Raw genomic sequence first — 18,129 nt, 5'->3', positions numbered from 1 at the left:
ATGGACTTCGGACTCGTCCTGCAGACCGATCCGCCGGCCTCGAGAGTCGTCAGCCTCATGAAGCGCGCCGAGCGCAACGGGTTCCGCCACGGCTGGACCTTCGATTCGGCCGTGCTGTGGCAGGAACCGTTCGTGATCTACAGCCAGATCCTGGCGAACACCCGGAAGCTGACGGTCGGGCCGATGGTGACGAACCCCGGCACGCGCACCTGGGAGGTCACCGCCTCAACGTTCGCCACGCTCAACGACATGTTCGGCAACCGCACGATCTGCGGCATCGGACGCGGCGACTCGGCGATGCGCGTCGCGGGCCGCAAGCCGAACACGCTGGCCCGCATCAGCGAGGCCATGAAGGTGATCCGGGCGCTGGGCCGTGGCGAGGAGGCCGATCTCGGCGGCACGGTGATCAGGTTTCCCTGGATCAAGCCGGGCGCCGAACTCCCGGTCTGGATGGCCGCGTACGGTCCCAAGGCCCTGAAGATGGCCGGAGAGGAGGCGGACGGCTTCATCCTCCAGCTCGCGGATCTGTATCTGACCGAGTACATGGTCAAGACGGTGAAGGACGCGGCCTCGGCCGCCGGACGCGACCCGTCCGAGGTCAAGATCTGCGTCGCCGCCCCCGCGTACGTCACCGAGGACGACTCGCCGGAGGCGCTGGCCCACGCCCGTGAACAGTGCCGCTGGTTCGGCGGCATGGTCGGCAACCACGTCGCCGATCTCGTCGCCAAGTACGGCGAGCACTCGGGCGCCGTACCCGATGAACTCACCGCTTACATCAAGGCCCGTGAGGGCTACGACTATGCCCACCACGGGCGCAGCGGCAATCCCGACACCCAGTTCGTGCCCGACGAGATCGTCGACAGGTTCTGTGTCATCGGCCCCGCCGAACGGCACGTCGAGAAGCTGACGGCACTGCGCGAGCTGGGTGTCGACCAGTTCGCCCTGTACGACATGCACGACGCCCAGGAAGCCGTCATCGACGCCTACGGCAGCCGGGTCATCCCGGCCGTCAACGCCTGAGGGAGCAGGCTCCCTTCCGTTCGTTCCTCCCCGCTCGCCCCCTTCCCGCTCCCCCGGGAAGGGGGCCCAGGGCGCCCCGTTCCCCGTGGTTCCGGGACGCACCCCCCATGGGCGCCGCCGCCCGCACGGCCTTTCCCGTCCCGTCTCATGATTGGCCTGCCCATGACCGACACCGCTCCTCCGGCACCACCGATGTCCGATCAAGTCACCCTCGCCGACGGGCGTGTGGAGTTCGCTCCGGGCTCCCCGCCGCCGAGCGGTCCGTACGCCAACGAGGACCTGCTGCCGGTCCCCGTCGGCAGACGGACGTGGAACACGTACAACTTCTCCGCGCTGTGGGTCGGCATGGCCCACAACACGGCCTCCTGGACCCTCGCCTCCGGTCTGATCGCCGTCGGCATGGACTGGAAGCAGGCGGTGTTCACCATCGCCCTGGCCAATGTGATCGTGCTGATCCCCATGCTGCTCACCGGCCATGCGGGACCCAAGTACGGCATCCCCTTCCCGGTCTTCGCCCGCTCCTCCTTCGGGGTGCGCGGCGCCAACCTGCCAGCCGTGGTACGGGCGTTGGTCGCCTGCGGCTGGTTCGGCATCCAGACCTGGATCGGCGGTGAGGCGATCTACTTCCTCGCCGGGAAGCTCATCGGCGACAGCTGGGCCGACGCCTCCAAGGTCGGCGGCTACGCCTGGACCATGTGGCTGTCGTTCGCGATCTTCTGGGTGATCCAGGTCGCCATCATCTACCGGGGCATGGAGACCATCCGCCGCTTCGAGAACTGGGCGGCGCCCTTCGTGCTCGTCGGCGCCCTAGTGATGCTGGTGTGGATGAGCAACAAGGCGGGCGGCCTCGGCCCGCTCTTCGACCAGCCCTCCAAGCTCGGTTGGGGCGGCGACTTCTGGAAACTGTTCTGGCCCTCGCTCATGGGCATGATCGGCTTCTGGTCCACACTGTCGCTGAACATCCCGGACTTCACACGCTACGGCAAGAGCCAGAAGGCCCAGACCTGGGGCCAGGCGCTCGGCCTGCCGACCACGATGACGCTGTTCGCGTTCCTGTCGGTGCTGGTCACCTCGGGTTCGCAGGCGGTGTACGGCCAGCCGGTCTGGGACCCGGTGCAACTGGCCGCCAAGACGGACAACGTGGTCGGTCTGCTCTACGCGCTGGTGACCGTGCTGGTGGCGACCCTGTCGGTGAACATCGCGGCGAATCTCGTCTCGCCCGCGTTCGACTTCTCCAACGTCGCCCCCCGGAGGATCAGTTTCCGCACCGGTGCCCTCGTCACCTCCGTGCTCGCCGTGCTGATCTTCCCCTGGAAGCTGTACTCCGATCCGCAGGGCTACATCTTCACCTGGCTCGGTCTCGTCGGGGGCCTGCTCGGTACGGTGGCGGGCATTCTCATCGCCGACTACTGGATCCTGCGCCGCGGCTCCCTCGACCTCGCCGATCTCTACCGACGGGGCGGCCGGTACTGGTACAGCGGCGGCTGGAACTGGCGGGCCGTCGTCGCCTTCGTGGTCGGCGGCGTGCTGGCCATCGGCGGCGCGGACTTCCATCCGCTGGTCGACGGCCGTCCGGTCCCGGCCCTGTCGCCCCTCGCCGACTACGGCTGGGCGGTGGGCCTTGGCACCTCGATGACGCTGTACCTGCTGCTGATGCTGCTGCGTGGACGGGAGCGGGCCGCGGCCTGACGCCGGCCGGCGCGCGGAGGGCGGTCAGCCCTGCTTCTGACCGCCCTGCAGCGCGGCCACCGCGTCCTTCGCGGCCTTGATGGCGCCCTTGTTGATCTCGTCCGTGCTGGGCGCCTTCTTCGACTCGAAGTCGCTGCCGTTGTACGTGATGGACACCAGCGCGTTGGCCATACGGACCAGCACCACACCCTCGCGGGTCTGCTGCTTGTCCTCGGTGGTGAGGTTGACCACCGAGTAGGCGGCGTCCCCGAGACCGGGGACCGCCCCGCCACCGCTCTTCTCCGTGGTGCGCTGGGTGTAGGACTTCTTCGCCTGCTCCTGCGAGTCCGCGATCTCGAAGGACACGTCGAGCCAGCGGTAGTCGTAGCCCTTGAGCGCGTTCCAGGAGCAGGTGCGTCTGATGGACTTGTCCGTCGAAGGGATCTCCTTCCCGGCCGTCTTGGCGCCCGGGACCAGCGACTGGATCGTCTTGACGGACACACCGCCGCACGGCGTGGGCGCCGACGTGTACGTCTTGGCGGCGGCCTCCGTCGCGGGCGCGGAGGCGTCGCCGCTCCCGCTGCTCCGGGCGTCGTGAGTGCTCTGACCCCCCTGCGCGGACTTCTGGTCGGTGGCCGGGGCGGCGGCCAGGGGCCCGGACGACAGGGCCCAGCCCGCCGAGGCGAGCACGGCGACCGGCAGCAGGCGCGCGGTCAGGGCGAGCGGCAGAGGAAGAGACTGCACGGGCGCTCTCGTGGGGACGGTGCGGAGTGGGGTCCACACTGCGGACGGGACGCCAGTGTCACATGACTGACTGTGGTGCGGAAGGGCGAACTCGCTCCGTGCTCGTGCGGTGACAGCGTTGGCTGTTGACGGGCTGTGAGTTCCTGAGGTCCCTTGCCATGGTGTGCCCTTTATGTGCGCGCCGTTTCCCCCGTCGCCGGCAGGGGCAGTGCGCTCTCGATCCGGTCGACGGCGGCGAAGGCCCCGTAGGCGACGACGCGGACAAGACAGCGGTCGGTGTGCTCCGGCCGCCGCCAGGCGGCGACGTCCTCGTCCGTGATGCGGTACGGCGCGAGGGCCGCCAGGATCGCGAGGCGCGCCGCGGGCCGCTCCCGGCGGTCCGGCACCCCGTCCAGGGCGAGCGGCGGGTGCGATCCGTCCCAGGACCGCAGGGCCTCCCGCACGAGGTCCCGGTCCTCGGCGTCGAGGAGGTCGGCCTCCCCGCTCGCCGCCCGGTGAGATCCCCGGGCGGCCGAGCGCAGTGCCGCGTAGGCGGGACCGACACAGGTACCGGCCGTCCAGGCCGGAGCCGGCCCGGGATCGTCCAGCAGGGACAGCGCCGCGCCGGGCACGGCCCGCCTGCGCACGCTCCTGCCGACCGCGCGCCCGGCGACGCTCCGCACCGCCCGCAGTCGCTGGGCGTTCCACGGCAGAAGCTGTTCGGTCAGCAGTGCGGAGACGATCCGGTTGATGAAGTGGAAGACGAGCGCGGTGCCCAGGTAGGCGGGGGCGTGCTCCCGGGGGAACGGGTACGGCATCGGATCGGTGCCCGGGACGCGGGTCGCCCGCCCCCAGTCGAGCACACGCGCGTGTTCCTCGTCCTTCGGCCGCTCCCCGCGCGCCAGTCGCTCGGCGAGCGCGTGGTCGCCCGTGGCGTGCAGCAGCATGGTGTGCGCGTCCACGCAGAACGGGCACTTGTTGGTGAGCGAGACTCCGAGAGCGGCCAGTTCCTTGCCGGTGCGGTCGCCGGCGCCCGCGATCAGCGACTCGCGCAGCAGCGCCCAGGCCGGGACGAGGATCTCGGGCGCGGAGGAGAGGACCACGAAGGTGGGTGGGCGTTCGATGCCGAAGTCCCGGGAGATCTGCTCGTAGACCTCGGCGACGCGTCCGGTGGCCGACCTGGGCGGCGTGGGCTCGGTGTAGCGGAAGGGTGTGGACATGGGCAGTAGCCTGCGCCCCCGAGGTGCCCGCGGTCGTCGTACGGCCGAAGACATCCGTGGGTGGGACGCGCGGCCCGGTCGTCCGGGGCACTACTGCACCGGGAGTAGCGGCGGAGCCGTCCACAGGGCGGACGCCCGGCCCGTCGGCGCGGTCTAGTGTGCGGGCATGGGCGGGCACCCGATGACACGCAGGCGCCTCGCCGACGCGGCCCTGGCGGTCGTGGTCGGCGCTCTCGTCGTGACCGCGGCCGCCTTCCGCGCGGACACCACGGCCGTCGACTACGCACTGATCGCCCTGGGCTCGGCGGCCCTGGCGTGCTACCGCGAGGCGCCGCTCGCGGTGCTGGCCGTGGCGACGTCGACCGGGTCGGCCTATGTGCTGCACGCCCACCCGGGACCGCTCGCCGCCCTTCCTGTCCTGGGCGCCGTGCACACCGCGGCCCGTGCGGGTCACCGCGGCCTCGCGGCGGTGGCGAGCGGTGTGTTCCTCGCCGCGTACGTGGCGACGGGGCCCGCCACCCAGGACGTGGTGGAGCGGACCGCGCTGCTCACGGGCTGGTTCCTCTGCGCGGTGGTCACGGGTCTGGCCGACCGCAACTGGCAGGCCTATCTGCGGCAGACCGAACAGCGCGCCCTGGAGGCCGAGCGCACCCGGGAGGAGGCCGCGCGGCGCCGTGCCGGCGAGGAACGCCTGCGGATCGCCCGGGAGTTGCACGACTCCCTCACCCACAGCATCTCGATCGTCAAGCTCCAGGCGGGAGTCGCGGCCCACCTCGCCCGCAAACGGGGCGAGGAGGTGCCGCCCGCTCTGCTGGCCATCCAGGAGGCGAGCGGCGAGGCGATGCGCGAACTGCGCTCCACCTCGAGGTGTTGCGTTCCGACGAACGGGCCGGCTCGCCCGCCCTGCTCGTGGAGCGGGCGTGTGCGGCGGGCTTGGCCGCCGAGCTCACGGTGACCGGAGAGGCGCGGCCCCTGAGCGCGGCGGTGGACCGCGCCGTGTACCGCATCGTCCAGGAGGCCCTCACCAACGCGGTGCGGCACGCGGGAGCGGCGCGGGTGAGCGTGGGACTCGACTACGGCGAGCGGGAGTTGACGGTACGGGTGGACGACGACGGCAGCGCCGACCCGGCCCGTCCGCCGGTGCCCGGAACCGGCCTCACCGGTATGCGGGAGCGGGTCACCGCCCTCGGCGGCACCCTGCAGGCCGCGCCGCGCGCGCAGGGCGGCTTCTCGGTGCTGGCGCGGCTGCCGAGCGGAGGACCGGGATGATCACCGTGGCGCTCGTCGACGACCAGGCGCTGATGCGGGCCGGCTTCCGGGCGCTGCTGGACGCCGAGGAGGGGATCGAGGTGGTCGGCGAGGCGGCCGACGGTGAGCGGGGCCTCGCGCTCGTGCGGGCCGCGGTGCCCGACATCGCACTGATCGACGTGCAGATGCCGGTGATGACGGGCATCGAGGCGACCCGCCTGATCGCGGCGGATCCCGTGCTCGCCTCCGTCCGCGTGGTCATCCTGACCAACTACGGCCTGGACGAGTACGTCTTCGAGGCGCTGCGGGCCGGTGCGAGCGGCTTCCTGCTGAAGGACACCGAACCGGAGGACCTGCTCCGGGGACTCGAGGTGGTGGCACGCGGTGACGCCCTGCTGTCGCCGTCGGTCACGCGCACCCTGATCGGCGAGTTCGTCTCACGGCCGCCGGACCGGTCCACCGCCCCGGACCTGGAGTGTCTGACCCGCCGCGAACGCGAGGTGACGGCGCTGGCGGCCCGCGGCCTGACCAACGAGGAGATCGCCGCCCACATGGTCATCAGCCCGTTCACGGCCAAGACGCACATCAGCCGCGCGATGACCAAACTGGGCGCACGGGACCGCGCCCAGCTCGTCGTCTTCGCCTATGAGTCGGGTCTGGTCAGGGCGCGCGAGACGTGAGGTCCCGCGCGCGGGGCCGGCGGTGCCGGCGCTCACACCATCAGCGCGATCGCATAGGCCAGGAAGAATCCGGCCACCAGGACCACAAGGATCATGATCACGGTCAGCGGCGCCGCGGCCCAGCCCCGGCTCCTCATGTACTCCTGCTGCGGAACGGCCTCCTCGACGCTGCTCTCGCCCGGCGGAGTCTCGCCCGGCGGAACGCCGCCCGGCTCGACCCTGGGCCTCCATGACGGCGCGGCGCCGGGTGCCCCGTATCGGTGGTCCCAAGCGCCGCCCGCCCCGCTCGTCCCGTGCATCTGGTTCATGTTGTCCGAATACCCTCACCATCGACGGTCAAGCGGACATAGTGCAGCAAAACAGACAGCTTCCTGGTGCGGTGGCGCGGGTTCCGGGCCGACGGCGGGGCAGACGGGGCGTGGCGCGGTCGATAGCCTGCTCGGTGATCAAGCGAACGCATGTCCCGGCCGCGGCCTCCCGGCCGATCGCCAGGACGGTTCCCGAGCGCCGATCGGACCGACCGACGCGTGCACTCAGCGAGGTGAGAGATGCAGTTCACCACCCGGCCCACGCTTCAAGGCACCTTCGGCATGGTGTCCTCCACCCACTGGCTGGCCTCGCAGTCGGCGATGGCCGTGCTGGAGGACGGCGGCAACGCCTTCGACGCGGCCGTCGCCGGGGCGTTCGTGCTGCACGTGGTGGAGCCGCACCTGAACGGGCCCGCCGGTGAGGTGCCGATCCTCCTCGCCCCGGCCGGCGGCGAGGTCCGGGTCCTGTGCGGGCAGGGCGTCGCCCCCGCGGAAGCGACCATCGACCACTACCGGGGACTCGGTCTCGATCTCGTGCCCGGCACGGGGCCCCTCGCCGCGGCCGTTCCGGGCGCCTTCGACGCATGGATGCTGCTGCTGCGCGATCACGGGACGAAGAGCCTCGCCGACATCCTGAAGTACGCCATCGGGTACGCCGAGCACGGGCACGCGCCCGTGGACCGGGTCGGCGAGACCGTCGAGAGCGTACGCCGGCTGTTCGAGACGGAATGGACCTCGTCGGCCGAGGTGTACCTGCGAGACGGCAAGGCGCCCGTGGCCGGTGAGCTGCTGCGCAATCCGGCCCTGGCCGCGACCTGGAAGCGGCTGCTGACCGAGGTGTCCGGGGCGGGTGACCGGGAGGCGCAGATCGAGGCGGCACGACAGGTGTGGCGGTCGGGGTTCATCGCCGAAGCGCTGGTGCGCCAGTCGGCGCGGCCCACCATGGACACCAGCGGCGAACGCCACAGCGGGACCCTGACGGCCGCCGACCTCGCCGGCTGGTCCGCCGGCTACGAGACCCCGGCCACCTACGACTGGAACGGCTGGACCGTCTGCAAGGCGGGCCCTTGGAGCCAGGGCCCGGTCCTGCTCCAGCAGCTCGCCCTGCTCCCGCCCGAGCTGCCGGCATACGGCTCCGCGGAGTACGTCCATCTGCTGATCGAGGGCTGCAAGCTCGCCATGGCCGACCGTGAGGCCTGGTACGGCGACGCGGCCGAGGTGCCGCTCGACGACCTGCTCTCGGACACGTACAACGCCGAGCGGCGCGCTCTCGTCGGCGGCAAGGCGTCCTACGAACTGCGCCCGGGCGCGCCCGGCGGGCGTCCTGCGAGGCTGAGCGTGCGCGCCCGCGCGGTGGCCGCCGACGAGCCCGGATTCGATCCCATGGGCGTCGGTGAGCCGACGGTCGCCAAGAGCCCCACCTCCCCGGTGCCCGGGGAGCCGGACGTCGCCGCCGACGGGACCACCCGCGGCGACACCTGCCATCTGGACGTCGTGGACCGCTGGGGCAACATGGTCGCCGCCACACCCAGCGGCGGCTGGCTCCAGTCCAACCCGGTCGTGCCCGAGCTGGGCTTCCCGCTCGGCACCCGGCTCCAGATGACCTGGCTCGACGAAGGGCTGCCGAACTCCCTCACCCCGGGCCGGCGCCCCCGTACCACCCTCACCCCCTCGATCGCGCTGCGCGACGGGGTGCCGGTGCTCGCGTTCGGCACACCCGGCGGCGACCAGCAGGACCAGTGGCAGCTGCACTTCTTCCTGGCGGCGGCCCTGCGGCCCGCGATCCGCGGCGGCCTCGACCTCCAGGGCGCCATCGACGCCCCGAACTGGCACAACGACAGCTTCCCCGGGTCCTTCTTCCCGCGCGGCATGCGTCCCGGCAGCGTCACCGTGGAGTCCCGTACGGACCCCGAAGTGGTCGAGGAACTGCGCCGGCGCGGTCACGACGTGACGGTCGGCGAGGCCTGGTCGGAGGGGCGGCTGTGCGCGGTCGCCCGGGACCCGCGGACGGGTGTGCTGTCCGCGGCGGCGAATCCGCGCGGGATGCAGGGGTACGCGGTCGGACGGTGACGGCCGCTCCGGCCCGGCTCGGCCGGAAGGGCCCCCGAAGCCCCGTATTCACGCCGAATCCACCCGGAGTGCACCGGCTGGGGTCGGATTGTCAGTCATGCGTGCTCTCATGGAGACATGATCGACGACATCGAAACCATCGACGAGTTTCTCGCTCACCACTCATCCGAGGTGGCCGAGGCCCTGCGCCAGGCCGCCGCCGCCGAGATCATGCCCCGCTTCCGCCGGCTCGCCGAACACGAGATCGACGAGAAGAGCGGCCCCCACGACCTGGTCACGGACGCCGACCGCAAGGCCGAGGCCTACCTCACCGAGGCGCTCGTCAAGCTGCTGCCCGGTTCGGTGGTGGTGGGCGAGGAGGCCGTCCACGCCAACCCGGCGACCTACGACGCCGTGCGCGGCGACGCCCCCGTCTGGATCGTCGACCCCGTCGACGGCACCCGGCAGTTCGTGCACGGCGACCCCGGCTTCTGCACGCTGGTCGCGCTCGCCCAGGGCGGCGTCCTGTACGCCTCGTGGACATACGCACCGGTCCACGACCGGCTGGCCACGGCCGTCAGGGGCAAGGGCGCCTTCCTCGACGGAGTGCGCCTGCACTCCGGCTCCCCGGCGCCGGACCGCGATCTCGAGGTCGCCACCTCCCACCCGTACTACACGACGGACGACCAGAAGCGCGCACTGCTCGGCCTGCAGACCGAGGGGATCCGTCCGCGGTCGTGCGGTTCCGCCGGACTGGAATACCTGCAGATCGCGCAGGGCCTGCTGGACGCGACGGCCTTCTCCTGGGAAGCGGCCTGGGACCACGCGGCCGGGCTTCTGCTGGTCGAGGAGGCGGGCGGTGCCCACCTCACCCTCGCGGGCGAGCCGTTCCGCATCACCGGCGGCAACGCCCTGCCCTTCACCGCGGCCAGGGACGAGGCCACGGCCCGCCGGGTACTGGGCCTGCTGTCCGGCGGTGCCTGACCCCGCGATGCCCCGCCGAAAGCGGAACGGCCGCCTCAGTCGAGGGCTGCCCCCCGCCCCGATGGGGTGTCAGTCCCGCGGCATATCCTGAGGGGCACTGGGCGTGGACTGACGAAGGAGTCCGAAGGTGCCGTCGATGCTCGATGCGGTCGTGGTGGGAGCGGGGCCCAACGGACTGACGGCCGCCGTGGAGCTGGCCCGGCGCGGATTCTCCGTCGCCGTGTTCGAAGCCCGCGACACCATCGGCGGGGGCGCCCGCACGGAAGAGCTCACGCTCCCCGGTTTCCGGCACGACCCGTGCTCCGCGGCGCATCCGCTCGGCGTCAACTCACCCGCGTTCCGGGCGTTGCCCCTGGAGCGCTACGGCCTCGAATGGCTGCACGCCGAGCTTCCGATGGCGCATCCCTTCCTGGACGGCACCGCGGCGGTGCTGTCCAGGTCGGTGGCCGAGACGGCCGCCTCCTTCGGGCCGCGCGACGCGGGGACGTACCGCCGGCTGGTCGAGCCGTTCCTGAGCCGCTGGGACACCCTGGCCAGGGACTTCATGTCCCTGCCGCTCACCTCCCTCCCACGGGACCCGCTCACCCTGGCCCGGTTCGGACTCGCCGGCCTGCCTCCGTCGACATGGCTGATGCGCCGTTTCCACGACGAACGGGCCAAGGCGCTGTTCGCCGGGCTCGTCGCCCATGTGATCGCCCCGCTCGGCGGCCCGGCCACGGGCGCCGTAGGTCTGATCTTCGCCCTCGCGGCGCACGCCCGCGGCTGGCCGGTGGCCCGCGGCGGCTCCCAGTCCATCTCGGACGCGCTCGCGGCCTACCTCGAGGACCTGGGCGGGAGTATCCACACCGACTACGAGGTCAAACGCCTCGACGACCTGCCCCCGGCGCGCGCGTACATCTTCGACACCTCGCCCACCGCGCTGGCCCGGATCGCGGGCCTCGGCAGGTACTACGACGGCTACCGCTACGGCGCCGGGGTGTTCAAGGTGGACTACGCCCTGGACGGCCCCGTGCCGTGGACCGCGAAGGAGGCGCGGGTCGCCGGCACCGTTCAAGTCGGGGCCGACCAGGCGGAGATCGGCACCGCCCTGCGCGCCGCGTCCCGCGAGGGCCGGGCCCCCGACACACCGTTCCTCATCACCGTGCAGCCCGGCGTCGCGGACCCCACCAGGGCGCCCGAGGGCAAACAGGTCTTCTGGGCGTACGGCCATGTGCCGAACGGCTGGCGGGGTGACCTCACCGACGCGCTCGAACGCCAACTGGAGCGCTTCGCACCGGGCTTCCGTGACCGCGTGCTCGCCCGTGCCACCGCGGGCCCGCCCGAACTGGCCGCCCGCAACGCCAACTACGTCGGCGGTGACATCGCCTCCGGCGCGGTGTCCGGACTGCAGATGCTGCTGCGCCCCAGACTGTCCCTGTTCCCGTACAGCACACCGCACCCGGCCGTCTTCATCTGCTCGTCGGCCACGCCGCCGGGGCCCGGTGTGCACGGCATGTCGGGCCACAACGCGGCGAAGGCCGTGTGGAGGAGGCTGAGACAGGCATGACCACCATCACCCTGGTCCAGGGCGACATCACCCGGCAGAGCGTCGACGCGATCGTCAACGCCGCCAATTCCTCGCTGCTCGGCGGGGGAGGCGTGGACGGCGCGATCCACCGCCGGGGTGGCCCCGCGATCCTCGAGGAGTGCCGCGCACTGCGTGCCTCCCGCTACGGCAGGGGCCTGCCCACCGGGCAGGCGGTCGCCACGACCGCGGGCGAACTGGACGCCCGCTGGGTGATCCACACGGTGGGCCCGGTCTTCGCCGACTCGGAGGACCGCTCGGAGCTGCTCGCCTCCTGCTACCGGGAAGCACTGCGGGTCGCCGACGGACTCGGCGCCCGTAGCGTCGCGTTCCCCGCCGTCTCCACCGGTGTCTACCGCTGGCCGATTCAGGACGCGGCACGCATCGCGGTCGAGACGGTGCGCTCGACGGACACGGCCGTCGAGGAGATCAGGTTCGTCCTGTTCGACGAGCGGGCCTACGAGGCGTTCGCCGCGCAGGCAGGCTGACCCCGCGCCGCACACCGAACCGGGTCCCCCGGCGGGGTCGCTGCCGTGCTGCACGGCGGGGACAGAACCCCAGGTCGGCGGGCGGGCAGAAGAGAATTCCTGGTAGACCCACGTTCATGTCGGATTTTCGCCAGCCCGCTCCCGGTCCATGGCCGATGCTGGAGGCATGCGGAACGGGATGCACACCGACTGGGATCGCTGCGTGCGCGCCGTCCAGTCGAAGGACGCGCGATTCGACGGCTGGTTCTTCACCGCCGTCCTGACCACGAGGATCTACTGCCGCCCCAGCTGCCCGGTCGTACCTCCGAAGCCGGAGAACATGACCTTCTACCCGAGCGCCGCCGCATGTCAGCAGGCCGGATTCCGCGCCTGCAAGCGGTGCCGGCCCGACACGAGCCCCGGCTCGCCCGCGTGGAACCAGCGCGCCGACCTGGTCGCCCGCGCCATGCGGCTGATCGCCGACGGAGTCGTCGACCGGGAGGGCGTGCCCGGCCTCGCCGCCCGCCTCGGCTACAGCACCCGCCAGATCGAGCGCCAGCTCGTCGCCGAACTGGGCGCGGGACCCCTGGCGCTCGCCCGGGCCCAGCGCGCACAGACCGCCCGGGTCCTCATCGAGACGACCGCACTGCCGATGGCCGAGATCGCCTTCGCGGCGGGCTTCTCCTCGATCCGCACCTTCAACGACACCGTCCGGGAGGTCTTCGCGCTCGCCCCGAGCGAACTGCGCAGCCGCCTGCCGAAGAAGACGGTGGTGGCCCCTGGCGTCCTGAGTCTGCGCCTGCCGTTCCGGGCCCCGCTGAACCCCGACAACCTCTTCGGCCACCTCGCCGCGACCGCCGTACCCGGCGTGGAGGAGTGGCGCGAGGGCGCCTACCGGCGCACACTCCGGTTGCCCTACGGGCACGGGATCGTGGCACTGACCCCCAAGGCCGACCACATCGCCTGCCGTCTGACCCTCAGCGACATGCGCGATCTGCCCGTCGCCATCAGCCGCTGCCGCCGCATGCTCGACCTCGACGCGGACCCGGTCGCGGTCGACGACCAGTTGCGGGCCGACCCGGTGCTGGCGCCGCTGGTCGACAAGGCCCCCGGCCGCCGGGTCCCGCGCACGGTCGACGAGGCCGAGTTCGCCGTACGGGCCGTCCTCGGCCAGCAGGTCTCCACGGCCGCCGCCCGCACCCACGCGGCCCGGCTGGTCACCGCGCACGGCGAGCAGGTCGAGGACGCCGAGGGCGGCCTCACCCGTCTCTTCCCGGCTCCCGAGGCGCTCGCAGCGCTCGATCCCGAGTCCCTGGCGATGCCGCGCACCCGGCGCACCACGTTCACCACCCTCGTCCGTCAACTCGCCGAAGGAACCCTCCATCTGGGCGTGGAGAGCGATTGGGAGGAGAGCCGGGCCCGGCTGGGGACGCTGCCCGGCTTCGGCCCCTGGACCGTCGACGTGATCGCGATGCGCGCCCTCGGTGACCCGGACGCCTTCCTGCCGACGGATCTCGGTATCCGGCGCGCGGCCCAGGAATTGGGCCTGCCCTCCACTCCGGCCGCGCTCACCGCACGCGCGGCCGCATGGCGGCCGTGGCGGGCCTACGCGGTCCAGTACCTGTGGGCGACCGACAGCCACCCGATCAACTTCCTCCCGGTGTAAGGACGTTTTATGAAACAGCACAACGTCATCGACAGCCCCTACGGCCCGCTCACCCTTGTCGCCGACGACGGTGTCCTGTGCGGTCTGTACATGGACGGACAGCGCCACCGCCCGCCGGAGGAGACCTTCGGGGAGCGCGACGACACGCTCTTCGGCGAGGCGACCGCACAACTGCGGGCCTACTTCGCGGGCGAGTCGAAGGACTTCACCGTCGACATGCGCCTGCAGGGAACCCCGTTCCAGCTCAGTGTGTGGGAGCAGTTGCGGAAGATCCCCTACGGCGAGACCCGCTCGTACGGCGAACTGGCCGACGCCCTCGGCAACCCGGGTGCCTCACGCGCGGTCGGACTGGCCAACGGCAAGAACCCCGTCAGCATCATCGTGCCGTGCCATCGGGTCGTCGGCGCGAACGGTGATCTGACGGGCTACGGCGGCGGCCTCGCCCGCAAGCGGCGCCTGCTGGACTTCGAACGGGGGGCGGGCCTGTTCTGAGCGCGGCGCTCCGGGCCTGCGCGCCTCGCACCTGCGTCTCACGGGCACCGTCCCCCGGCAGGCGGACGTCAGCGGCGTACGGCCTCGACTGCGTAGTCCCACAGGCGGTCCGCCGCCTGCTGATCGAGGGCGTGAGCGGCCACCCGGCCGGAACGATCGGAGTCCGATACGACCGATGCCTCCTGGTTGTCTTCGAAGTAGCGGCCGGCCACCCCCTTGACCAGCGGCGATGCGGCCAGCAGCACCGAGGTGGCGGCGCCCTGGGCCGGGTTCTTGTAGTGCGGCAGCGGGGTCAGGTTCCCCTCGTCGTCCATCACGCCGAACGAACGCATGGCGTCGTCGTCGAGATGGCGCTGGAGGTTGGTGAGGATGGCGCCGGGAGCGACCGCGTTGGCCGTGATGCCGTCGTCGGCCCAGCGGCGGGCCCCCACGGCGAGGAGCACATCGGCCGTCTTGGACTGCCCGTAGGCCCCCCAGGGGTCGTAGGGACGCCGCTCGAAGTGCGGGTCGTCGAAGTCGAAGGGCGAGTTCAGGTGGGCACCCGAGCTGACGACCACGACGCGGGCCGAGCCCGACTCGCGCAGAGCGGGGTGGAGGGCGTCGGCCAGGGCGAAGTGACCGAGGAAGTTGGTGGCGAGCTGCAGCTCCCAGCCCTCCGCGCTGACCTGGCGCGTGGGAAGCGCCATGATCCCGGCGTTGGCCACCAGGATGTCCAGCGGGCCGCGCCACGCCTGTGCGAAGGCCAGGGCGGAGTCGATGTCCGACAGGTCGAGTGCCTCGGCACGCACCGATCCGGCACCGGGGGCGGCGGCGAGTTCGCGGACCAGCGGCTCGGCGGTCTCCGGACGACGGGTGGCGACGACGACCTCGGCGCCGGCGAGGGCCAGGGCCCGGACCGTCTCGGTGCCGATGCCGGAGGCGCCGCCGGTGACCACGGCGCGGCGTCCGGTGAGGTCGACGCCTTTGATCACTTCGGTGGCCGTGGCGTGGGAGTGGAAGGGGGTGGTGAGTCGGGATTCGGCGTTCACGGGCAGTCTTTCCTGAGGTGTGAAATCACGTACGCCATTCACCGTAGGTCCACAGCGCTGGACGATGTATAACTTATCGTCCGGACTTCTTCAGTCATCGTCCAGAGGAGGTGCTCATGGATCCGCTGGAGGATGTGCTGGGCCTGCTTGAGACGCAGAGCCATCTGTCGACGGGCCTGGCGGCGGGAGGGCGATGGGCCCTGCGGTTCGACGCGCCCTCCGGCGTGAAGTTCAACGCCGTCAGGCGTGGACGGTGCCGGCTCGAGGTCGACGGGCTCCCGGCACCGGTCGATCTGGCGGCCGGTGACTGCTACCTGCTCACCCGGCCGCTGCGCTTCACCCTGCGCAGTGATCCCGACGCCACCGCGGTGGACGCGGGCCCCGTCTTCGAGGCGGCCGCGGACGGTGTCGCCCGGGTCGGTACCGCTGACGAGGTGTACATGATCGGCGGCCGCTTCTCCTTCGGCGAGCGTGCCCAGGAGCTGCTGCTTGACGGGTTGCCCCCGGTCGTCCACGTGCCCGCGGGAACCGAGCAGGCGGATGCCGTGGAGTGGGCGCTGACCGCCATCGAACAGGAACTGCAGCACGGCCCACCGGCCTCGCGCCTGGTCGCCGAGCACCTCGCCGTCGTCATGCTCATCCACGTTCTGCGGCTGCACCTCGCCCGCCGGCCGCACGCGGTGTCGGGCTGGCTGTCCGGCCTCGCCGACCCCGTGGTGGCCACGGCCCTGGCATCGATGCACGAAGCCCCCGAGCGATCCTGGACGGTGGCCGAACTGGCGCAGGCAGGGGCGGTGTCGCGGTCCACGCTGGCGGCGCGCTTCAAGGAGACGGTCGGCCAGGGGCCCCTGGAGTATCTGACCCGCTGGCGGATCGAACTCGCCTCCCGGCAGCTGCGGGAGAGCACCGACACGGTCGCCCTCATCGCCCGCGCCGTCGGATACGGCTCGGAGAGCGCACTCAGCGTGGCCTTCAAGCGGGTCACGGGAATGTCGCCCGGTGCGTATCGCAAGCAGGTGGGGGCCGGCCGCGAGGCCATGTCGGGTGCGTGAGCGGCGCCTGCCGGACCTCCGCAGTGCGCGGACCGGTGCCACCTGAAGCGCCGGCACGCCGTCGAGCGCACCGCCGAGGCGCAGGAGGAGAGCGGGGTCGCCGTCGACGGTCGTGGGCCCGCCGGAGAGGGCCCCGTCCTCCGGGCGGTGGCTGTGGACACCGTGCCCCACCACCTGGAAGCCGGGCGGTGGGGCACGGTGTCGAGGGCGGCTCGGGCTCGGGGCGGCTGTCAGGCCCGGCCGTCCGCGGGGACGAGGTCGCGCAGCAGAGTGGGCAGGGCGGTGCCGATGGGTTCGCGTACGACGTCGTCGGCGCGGTCGTCGTACGGGGTGGGTTCGGCGTTGACGATGACCAGGCGTGCGCCGTGGTCGGCGGCGACTGCGGCGAGTCCGGCGGCGGGCTGGACCTGGAGGCTGCTGCCGACGGCGACGAAGATCTGGCAGGCCTTGGTGATGGCGAGGGCTTCGCCGAGGACGACGGGGTCGAGTCGTTCGCCGAACATGACGGTGGCGGACTTGAGGATGCCGCCGCAGTTCAGGCAGGGCGGGTCGTCCTCGCCGGCCTCGACGCGGGCGAGGGCGTCCTCCATGGGGCCGCGGGCGTGACAGCGGGTGCAGACGAAGCTGCGGGCCGTGCCGTGCAGCTCCAGCACCTTGCGGGCGGGCATGCCGGCGAGCTGGTGCAGCCCGTCCACGTTCTGTGTGATGACCCGTACGGGGACCCCGGACCGCTCGAGCTCGGCCACGGCCCGGTGTGCGGTGTTGGGTTCGGCCTTCAGCGTCCGGTTCTTGCGCCGCATCTGCCAGGAGCGCCGCCGGATCTCGGGATCGCCCATGTAGTACTCGTACGTCACGAGCTTCTCGGCCTCGGGATCCTTCCGCCACAGCCCGTTGGGCCCGCGGTAGTCGGGGATCCCGGAGTCGGTGGAGATACCGGCGCCGCTGAGAATGGCTACGAGGGGCCTGTCCATGCGCCGAGCGTAGGACGCCCTCCTGCTCGGAGCGAACGGATATCCGCGAGACCTGCTTGTCGCACGGGTAGCCGTTCGACGGTGACTCCGACCTGGCCAGAGCGGTTGCCGTCCTCGCCCGCGCCCAGCAGGACTCGGCCCGGGACCGCACTCGCGCTCACAATCGTCGCCGTTTTTCTGCGCGCCGTTGTCCCAGGGGCAGGTCGCCTGCGCCGGCAGAACGCCGCTGTCGTAGCGGACGAGACGGACCGTGGGGCGCAGTTCGAGCAGGTCGGCGTATGCGTGTGCCGGGACGGTCACGACGACCTGGAGGCAGCCGAGCAGATGGCAGAGAATCCCCGTGGTGGCGGGGCCCTTGACGATGCAGGCGAGCCGCCGGCCCTCGAGCCGGACGAAGGCGAGGCCACAGCCCACCAGGAGAACCGCCAGGAACCAGGAAGCCATCACTCTGCGGAGCCCGAGAGAAGCTCGGTCAGCCCACGCGGTGGCCGTTCTCCAGTTCCGCCGTGCCCGTGCCCTCCGCCAGCACCTCGAGGGCGGCCAGGACCCGGCGGCCCAGTTCGCCCGGAAGGTAGGCGGTGAGCAGTTCCTCCTCCTGGAGCCGGATCGACTTGAGGTCGTTCTCGGCGAGGACCCCGCCGTCGTACAGATACGCCACCAGTGGCGGCCGTGCCGTCCCGTGCACCCAGTCCACCGCGAGGAGCCGCCCGAGCTCGACGTCGAGCCCGATCTCCTCCTCGGTCTCGCGCCGGGCGCCCTGCCGGGGTGTCTCACCCGTGTCCGATTCGATCGTCCCGCCGGGCAGTGCCCATCCGTCGCGGTAGTTGGGCTCGACGAGCAGCACGTGCCCCTCGGCGTCGCGGAAGAGCGCGGCCGCGCCGGCGAGGACGCGCGGCAGGGACGCGATGTACGTGGCGAAGTCCGGTGTGGTCACCCAGGAAGAGTAACCACACCGGTCCTGCAGCCGCGGTCGGATGGTCCGGCCCGCG

16 protein-coding genes and 1 pseudogene are annotated in these 18,129 nt (G+C 71.9%); 11 read left to right on the top strand and 6 right to left on the bottom strand.

The genetic code is table 11. The features are described 5' to 3' along the window. Both RCR19_RS08325 and RCR19_RS08320 read left to right on the top strand, forming a co-directional pair. Positions 1 to 1,020 (top strand): TIGR03842 family LLM class F420-dependent oxidoreductase, encoded by a 1,020-nt coding sequence (locus RCR19_RS08325; RefSeq protein ID WP_331264546.1) that lies wholly within the window; start codon positions 1 to 3, stop codon positions 1,018 to 1,020. Between the two features lie 162 nt (positions 1,021 to 1,182). Continuing rightward, positions 1,183 to 2,709, top strand: coding sequence for an NCS1 family nucleobase:cation symporter-1 (locus tag RCR19_RS08320; protein WP_331264545.1), 1,527 nt, complete (start codon positions 1,183 to 1,185; stop codon positions 2,707 to 2,709). A 24-nt stretch (positions 2,710 to 2,733) separates the two neighbouring features. Here RCR19_RS08320 and RCR19_RS08315 read toward each other — a convergent pair whose 3' ends face one another. Together RCR19_RS08315 and RCR19_RS08310 are read right to left on the bottom strand one after the other, a co-directional pair. Further along, complete coding sequence (locus RCR19_RS08315) at positions 2,734 to 3,432, bottom strand: hypothetical protein (RefSeq protein ID WP_331264544.1); 699 nt, start codon at positions 3,430 to 3,432, stop codon at positions 2,734 to 2,736. A 170-nt stretch (positions 3,433 to 3,602) separates the two neighbouring features. Next, complete coding sequence (locus RCR19_RS08310) at positions 3,603 to 4,631, bottom strand: carboxymuconolactone decarboxylase family protein (protein ID WP_331264543.1); 1,029 nt, start codon at positions 4,629 to 4,631, stop codon at positions 3,603 to 3,605. 166 nt (positions 4,632 to 4,797) lie between these two features. Here RCR19_RS08310 and RCR19_RS08305 point away from each other — a divergent pair. Next, positions 4,798 to 5,900: pseudogene (locus RCR19_RS08305) on the top strand (histidine kinase). Then, positions 5,897 to 6,559, top strand: coding sequence for a response regulator transcription factor (locus RCR19_RS08300; protein ID WP_331264542.1), 663 nt, complete (start codon positions 5,897 to 5,899; stop codon positions 6,557 to 6,559). Before RCR19_RS08305 ends, RCR19_RS08300 begins: the two are co-directional and overlap by 4 nt. Positions 6,560 to 6,591: 32 nt before the next feature. On the opposite strand, the gene RCR19_RS08295 is transcribed toward RCR19_RS08300, so the two are convergent. Beyond that, positions 6,592 to 6,858, bottom strand: coding sequence for a DUF6480 family protein (locus RCR19_RS08295; RefSeq protein ID WP_331269380.1), 267 nt, complete (start codon positions 6,856 to 6,858; stop codon positions 6,592 to 6,594). Between the two features lie 249 nt (positions 6,859 to 7,107). On the opposite strand from RCR19_RS08295, the gene RCR19_RS08290 reads away from it, so the two are divergent. The 6 genes from RCR19_RS08290 to RCR19_RS08265 all read left to right on the top strand — a co-directional run bounded on the left by RCR19_RS08290 (position 7,108) and on the right by RCR19_RS08265 (position 14,089). Next, complete coding sequence (locus RCR19_RS08290) at positions 7,108 to 8,937, top strand: gamma-glutamyltransferase (RefSeq protein WP_331264541.1); 1,830 nt, start codon at positions 7,108 to 7,110, stop codon at positions 8,935 to 8,937. A 117-nt stretch (positions 8,938 to 9,054) separates the two neighbouring features. Further along, complete coding sequence (locus RCR19_RS08285) at positions 9,055 to 9,900, top strand: inositol monophosphatase family protein (protein ID WP_331264540.1); 846 nt, start codon at positions 9,055 to 9,057, stop codon at positions 9,898 to 9,900. Between the two features lie 136 nt (positions 9,901 to 10,036). Further along, positions 10,037 to 11,446, top strand: coding sequence for an NAD(P)/FAD-dependent oxidoreductase (locus tag RCR19_RS08280; RefSeq protein WP_331264539.1), 1,410 nt, complete (start codon positions 10,037 to 10,039; stop codon positions 11,444 to 11,446). Beyond that, a complete protein-coding gene (locus RCR19_RS08275) occupies positions 11,443 to 11,952 on the top strand; it encodes an O-acetyl-ADP-ribose deacetylase (protein ID WP_331264538.1) in 510 nt (169 codons plus the stop codon). The genes RCR19_RS08280 and RCR19_RS08275 overlap by 4 nt, the downstream gene beginning before the upstream one ends. 166 nt (positions 11,953 to 12,118) lie before the next feature. Further along, positions 12,119 to 13,597, top strand: coding sequence for an AlkA N-terminal domain-containing protein (locus RCR19_RS08270; protein ID WP_331264537.1), 1,479 nt, complete (start codon positions 12,119 to 12,121; stop codon positions 13,595 to 13,597). A 9-nt stretch (positions 13,598 to 13,606) separates the two neighbouring features. Then, the gene (locus RCR19_RS08265; protein WP_331264536.1) at positions 13,607 to 14,089 is read left to right on the top strand and encodes a methylated-DNA--[protein]-cysteine S-methyltransferase; all 483 of its coding nucleotides are present in this window, start codon (positions 13,607 to 13,609) and stop codon (positions 14,087 to 14,089) included. Positions 14,090 to 14,157: 68 nt separating this feature from the next. On the opposite strand, the gene RCR19_RS08260 is transcribed toward RCR19_RS08265, so the two are convergent. Beyond that, positions 14,158 to 15,117: an SDR family NAD(P)-dependent oxidoreductase gene (locus RCR19_RS08260; RefSeq protein ID WP_331264535.1), complete on the bottom strand. Its 960-nt coding sequence runs from the start codon at positions 15,115 to 15,117 to the stop codon at positions 14,158 to 14,160. A 116-nt stretch (positions 15,118 to 15,233) separates the two neighbouring features. Here RCR19_RS08260 and RCR19_RS08255 point away from each other — a divergent pair, with 116 nt between their 5' ends. Beyond that, entirely contained in the window at positions 15,234 to 16,169 is a 936-nt protein-coding gene (locus RCR19_RS08255; RefSeq protein ID WP_331264534.1) for an AraC family transcriptional regulator, read from the top strand. 230 nt (positions 16,170 to 16,399) lie between these two features. On the opposite strand, the gene RCR19_RS08250 is transcribed toward RCR19_RS08255, so the two are convergent. Both RCR19_RS08250 and RCR19_RS08245 read right to left on the bottom strand, forming a co-directional pair. Further along, the gene (locus RCR19_RS08250; RefSeq protein ID WP_331264533.1) at positions 16,400 to 17,140 is read right to left on the bottom strand and encodes a Sir2 family NAD-dependent protein deacetylase; all 741 of its coding nucleotides are present in this window, start codon (positions 17,138 to 17,140) and stop codon (positions 16,400 to 16,402) included. A 472-nt stretch (positions 17,141 to 17,612) separates the two neighbouring features. Next, positions 17,613 to 18,074, bottom strand: a complete 462-nt coding sequence (locus RCR19_RS08245; protein ID WP_331264532.1) for an NUDIX hydrolase — start codon at positions 18,072 to 18,074, stop codon at positions 17,613 to 17,615. Positions 18,075 to 18,129 lie beyond the last annotated feature (55 nt).

The sequence above is a fragment of the Streptomyces sp. WAC07094 genome (assembly GCF_036320405.1).
Taxonomy (GTDB): domain Bacteria; phylum Actinomycetota; class Actinomycetes; order Streptomycetales; family Streptomycetaceae; genus Streptomyces; species Streptomyces lannensis.
Note: the sequence above shows the minus strand (reverse complement) of the source record. Positions and strands in the feature narration are given on the sequence as shown.

Bases quoted from the DNA above. Each gene is read 5' to 3' on its own strand.
- RCR19_RS08325 (WP_331264546.1), top strand. From the start codon at position 1: ATGGACTTCGGACTCGTCCTGCAGACCGATCCGCCGGCCTCGAGAGTC.
- RCR19_RS08320 (WP_331264545.1), top strand. From the start codon at position 1,183: ATGACCGACACCGCTCCTCCGGCACCACCGATGTCCGATCAAGTCACC.
- RCR19_RS08310 (WP_331264543.1), bottom strand. From the start codon at position 4,631: ATGTCCACACCCTTCCGCTACACCGAGCCCACGCCGCCCAGGTCGGCC.
- RCR19_RS08300 (WP_331264542.1), top strand. From the start codon at position 5,897: ATGATCACCGTGGCGCTCGTCGACGACCAGGCGCTGATGCGGGCCGGC.
- RCR19_RS08295 (WP_331269380.1), bottom strand. From the start codon at position 6,858: ATGCACGGGACGAGCGGGGCGGGCGGCGCTTGGGACCACCGATACGGG.
- RCR19_RS08290 (WP_331264541.1), top strand. From the start codon at position 7,108: ATGCAGTTCACCACCCGGCCCACGCTTCAAGGCACCTTCGGCATGGTG.
- RCR19_RS08285 (WP_331264540.1), top strand. From the start codon at position 9,055: ATGATCGACGACATCGAAACCATCGACGAGTTTCTCGCTCACCACTCA.
- RCR19_RS08280 (WP_331264539.1), top strand. From the start codon at position 10,037: ATGCTCGATGCGGTCGTGGTGGGAGCGGGGCCCAACGGACTGACGGCC.
- RCR19_RS08275 (WP_331264538.1), top strand. From the start codon at position 11,443: ATGACCACCATCACCCTGGTCCAGGGCGACATCACCCGGCAGAGCGTC.
- RCR19_RS08270 (WP_331264537.1), top strand. From the start codon at position 12,119: ATGCGGAACGGGATGCACACCGACTGGGATCGCTGCGTGCGCGCCGTC.
- RCR19_RS08265 (WP_331264536.1), top strand. From the start codon at position 13,607: ATGAAACAGCACAACGTCATCGACAGCCCCTACGGCCCGCTCACCCTT.
- RCR19_RS08255 (WP_331264534.1), top strand. From the start codon at position 15,234: ATGGATCCGCTGGAGGATGTGCTGGGCCTGCTTGAGACGCAGAGCCAT.
- RCR19_RS08250 (WP_331264533.1), bottom strand. From the start codon at position 17,140: ATGGACAGGCCCCTCGTAGCCATTCTCAGCGGCGCCGGTATCTCCACC.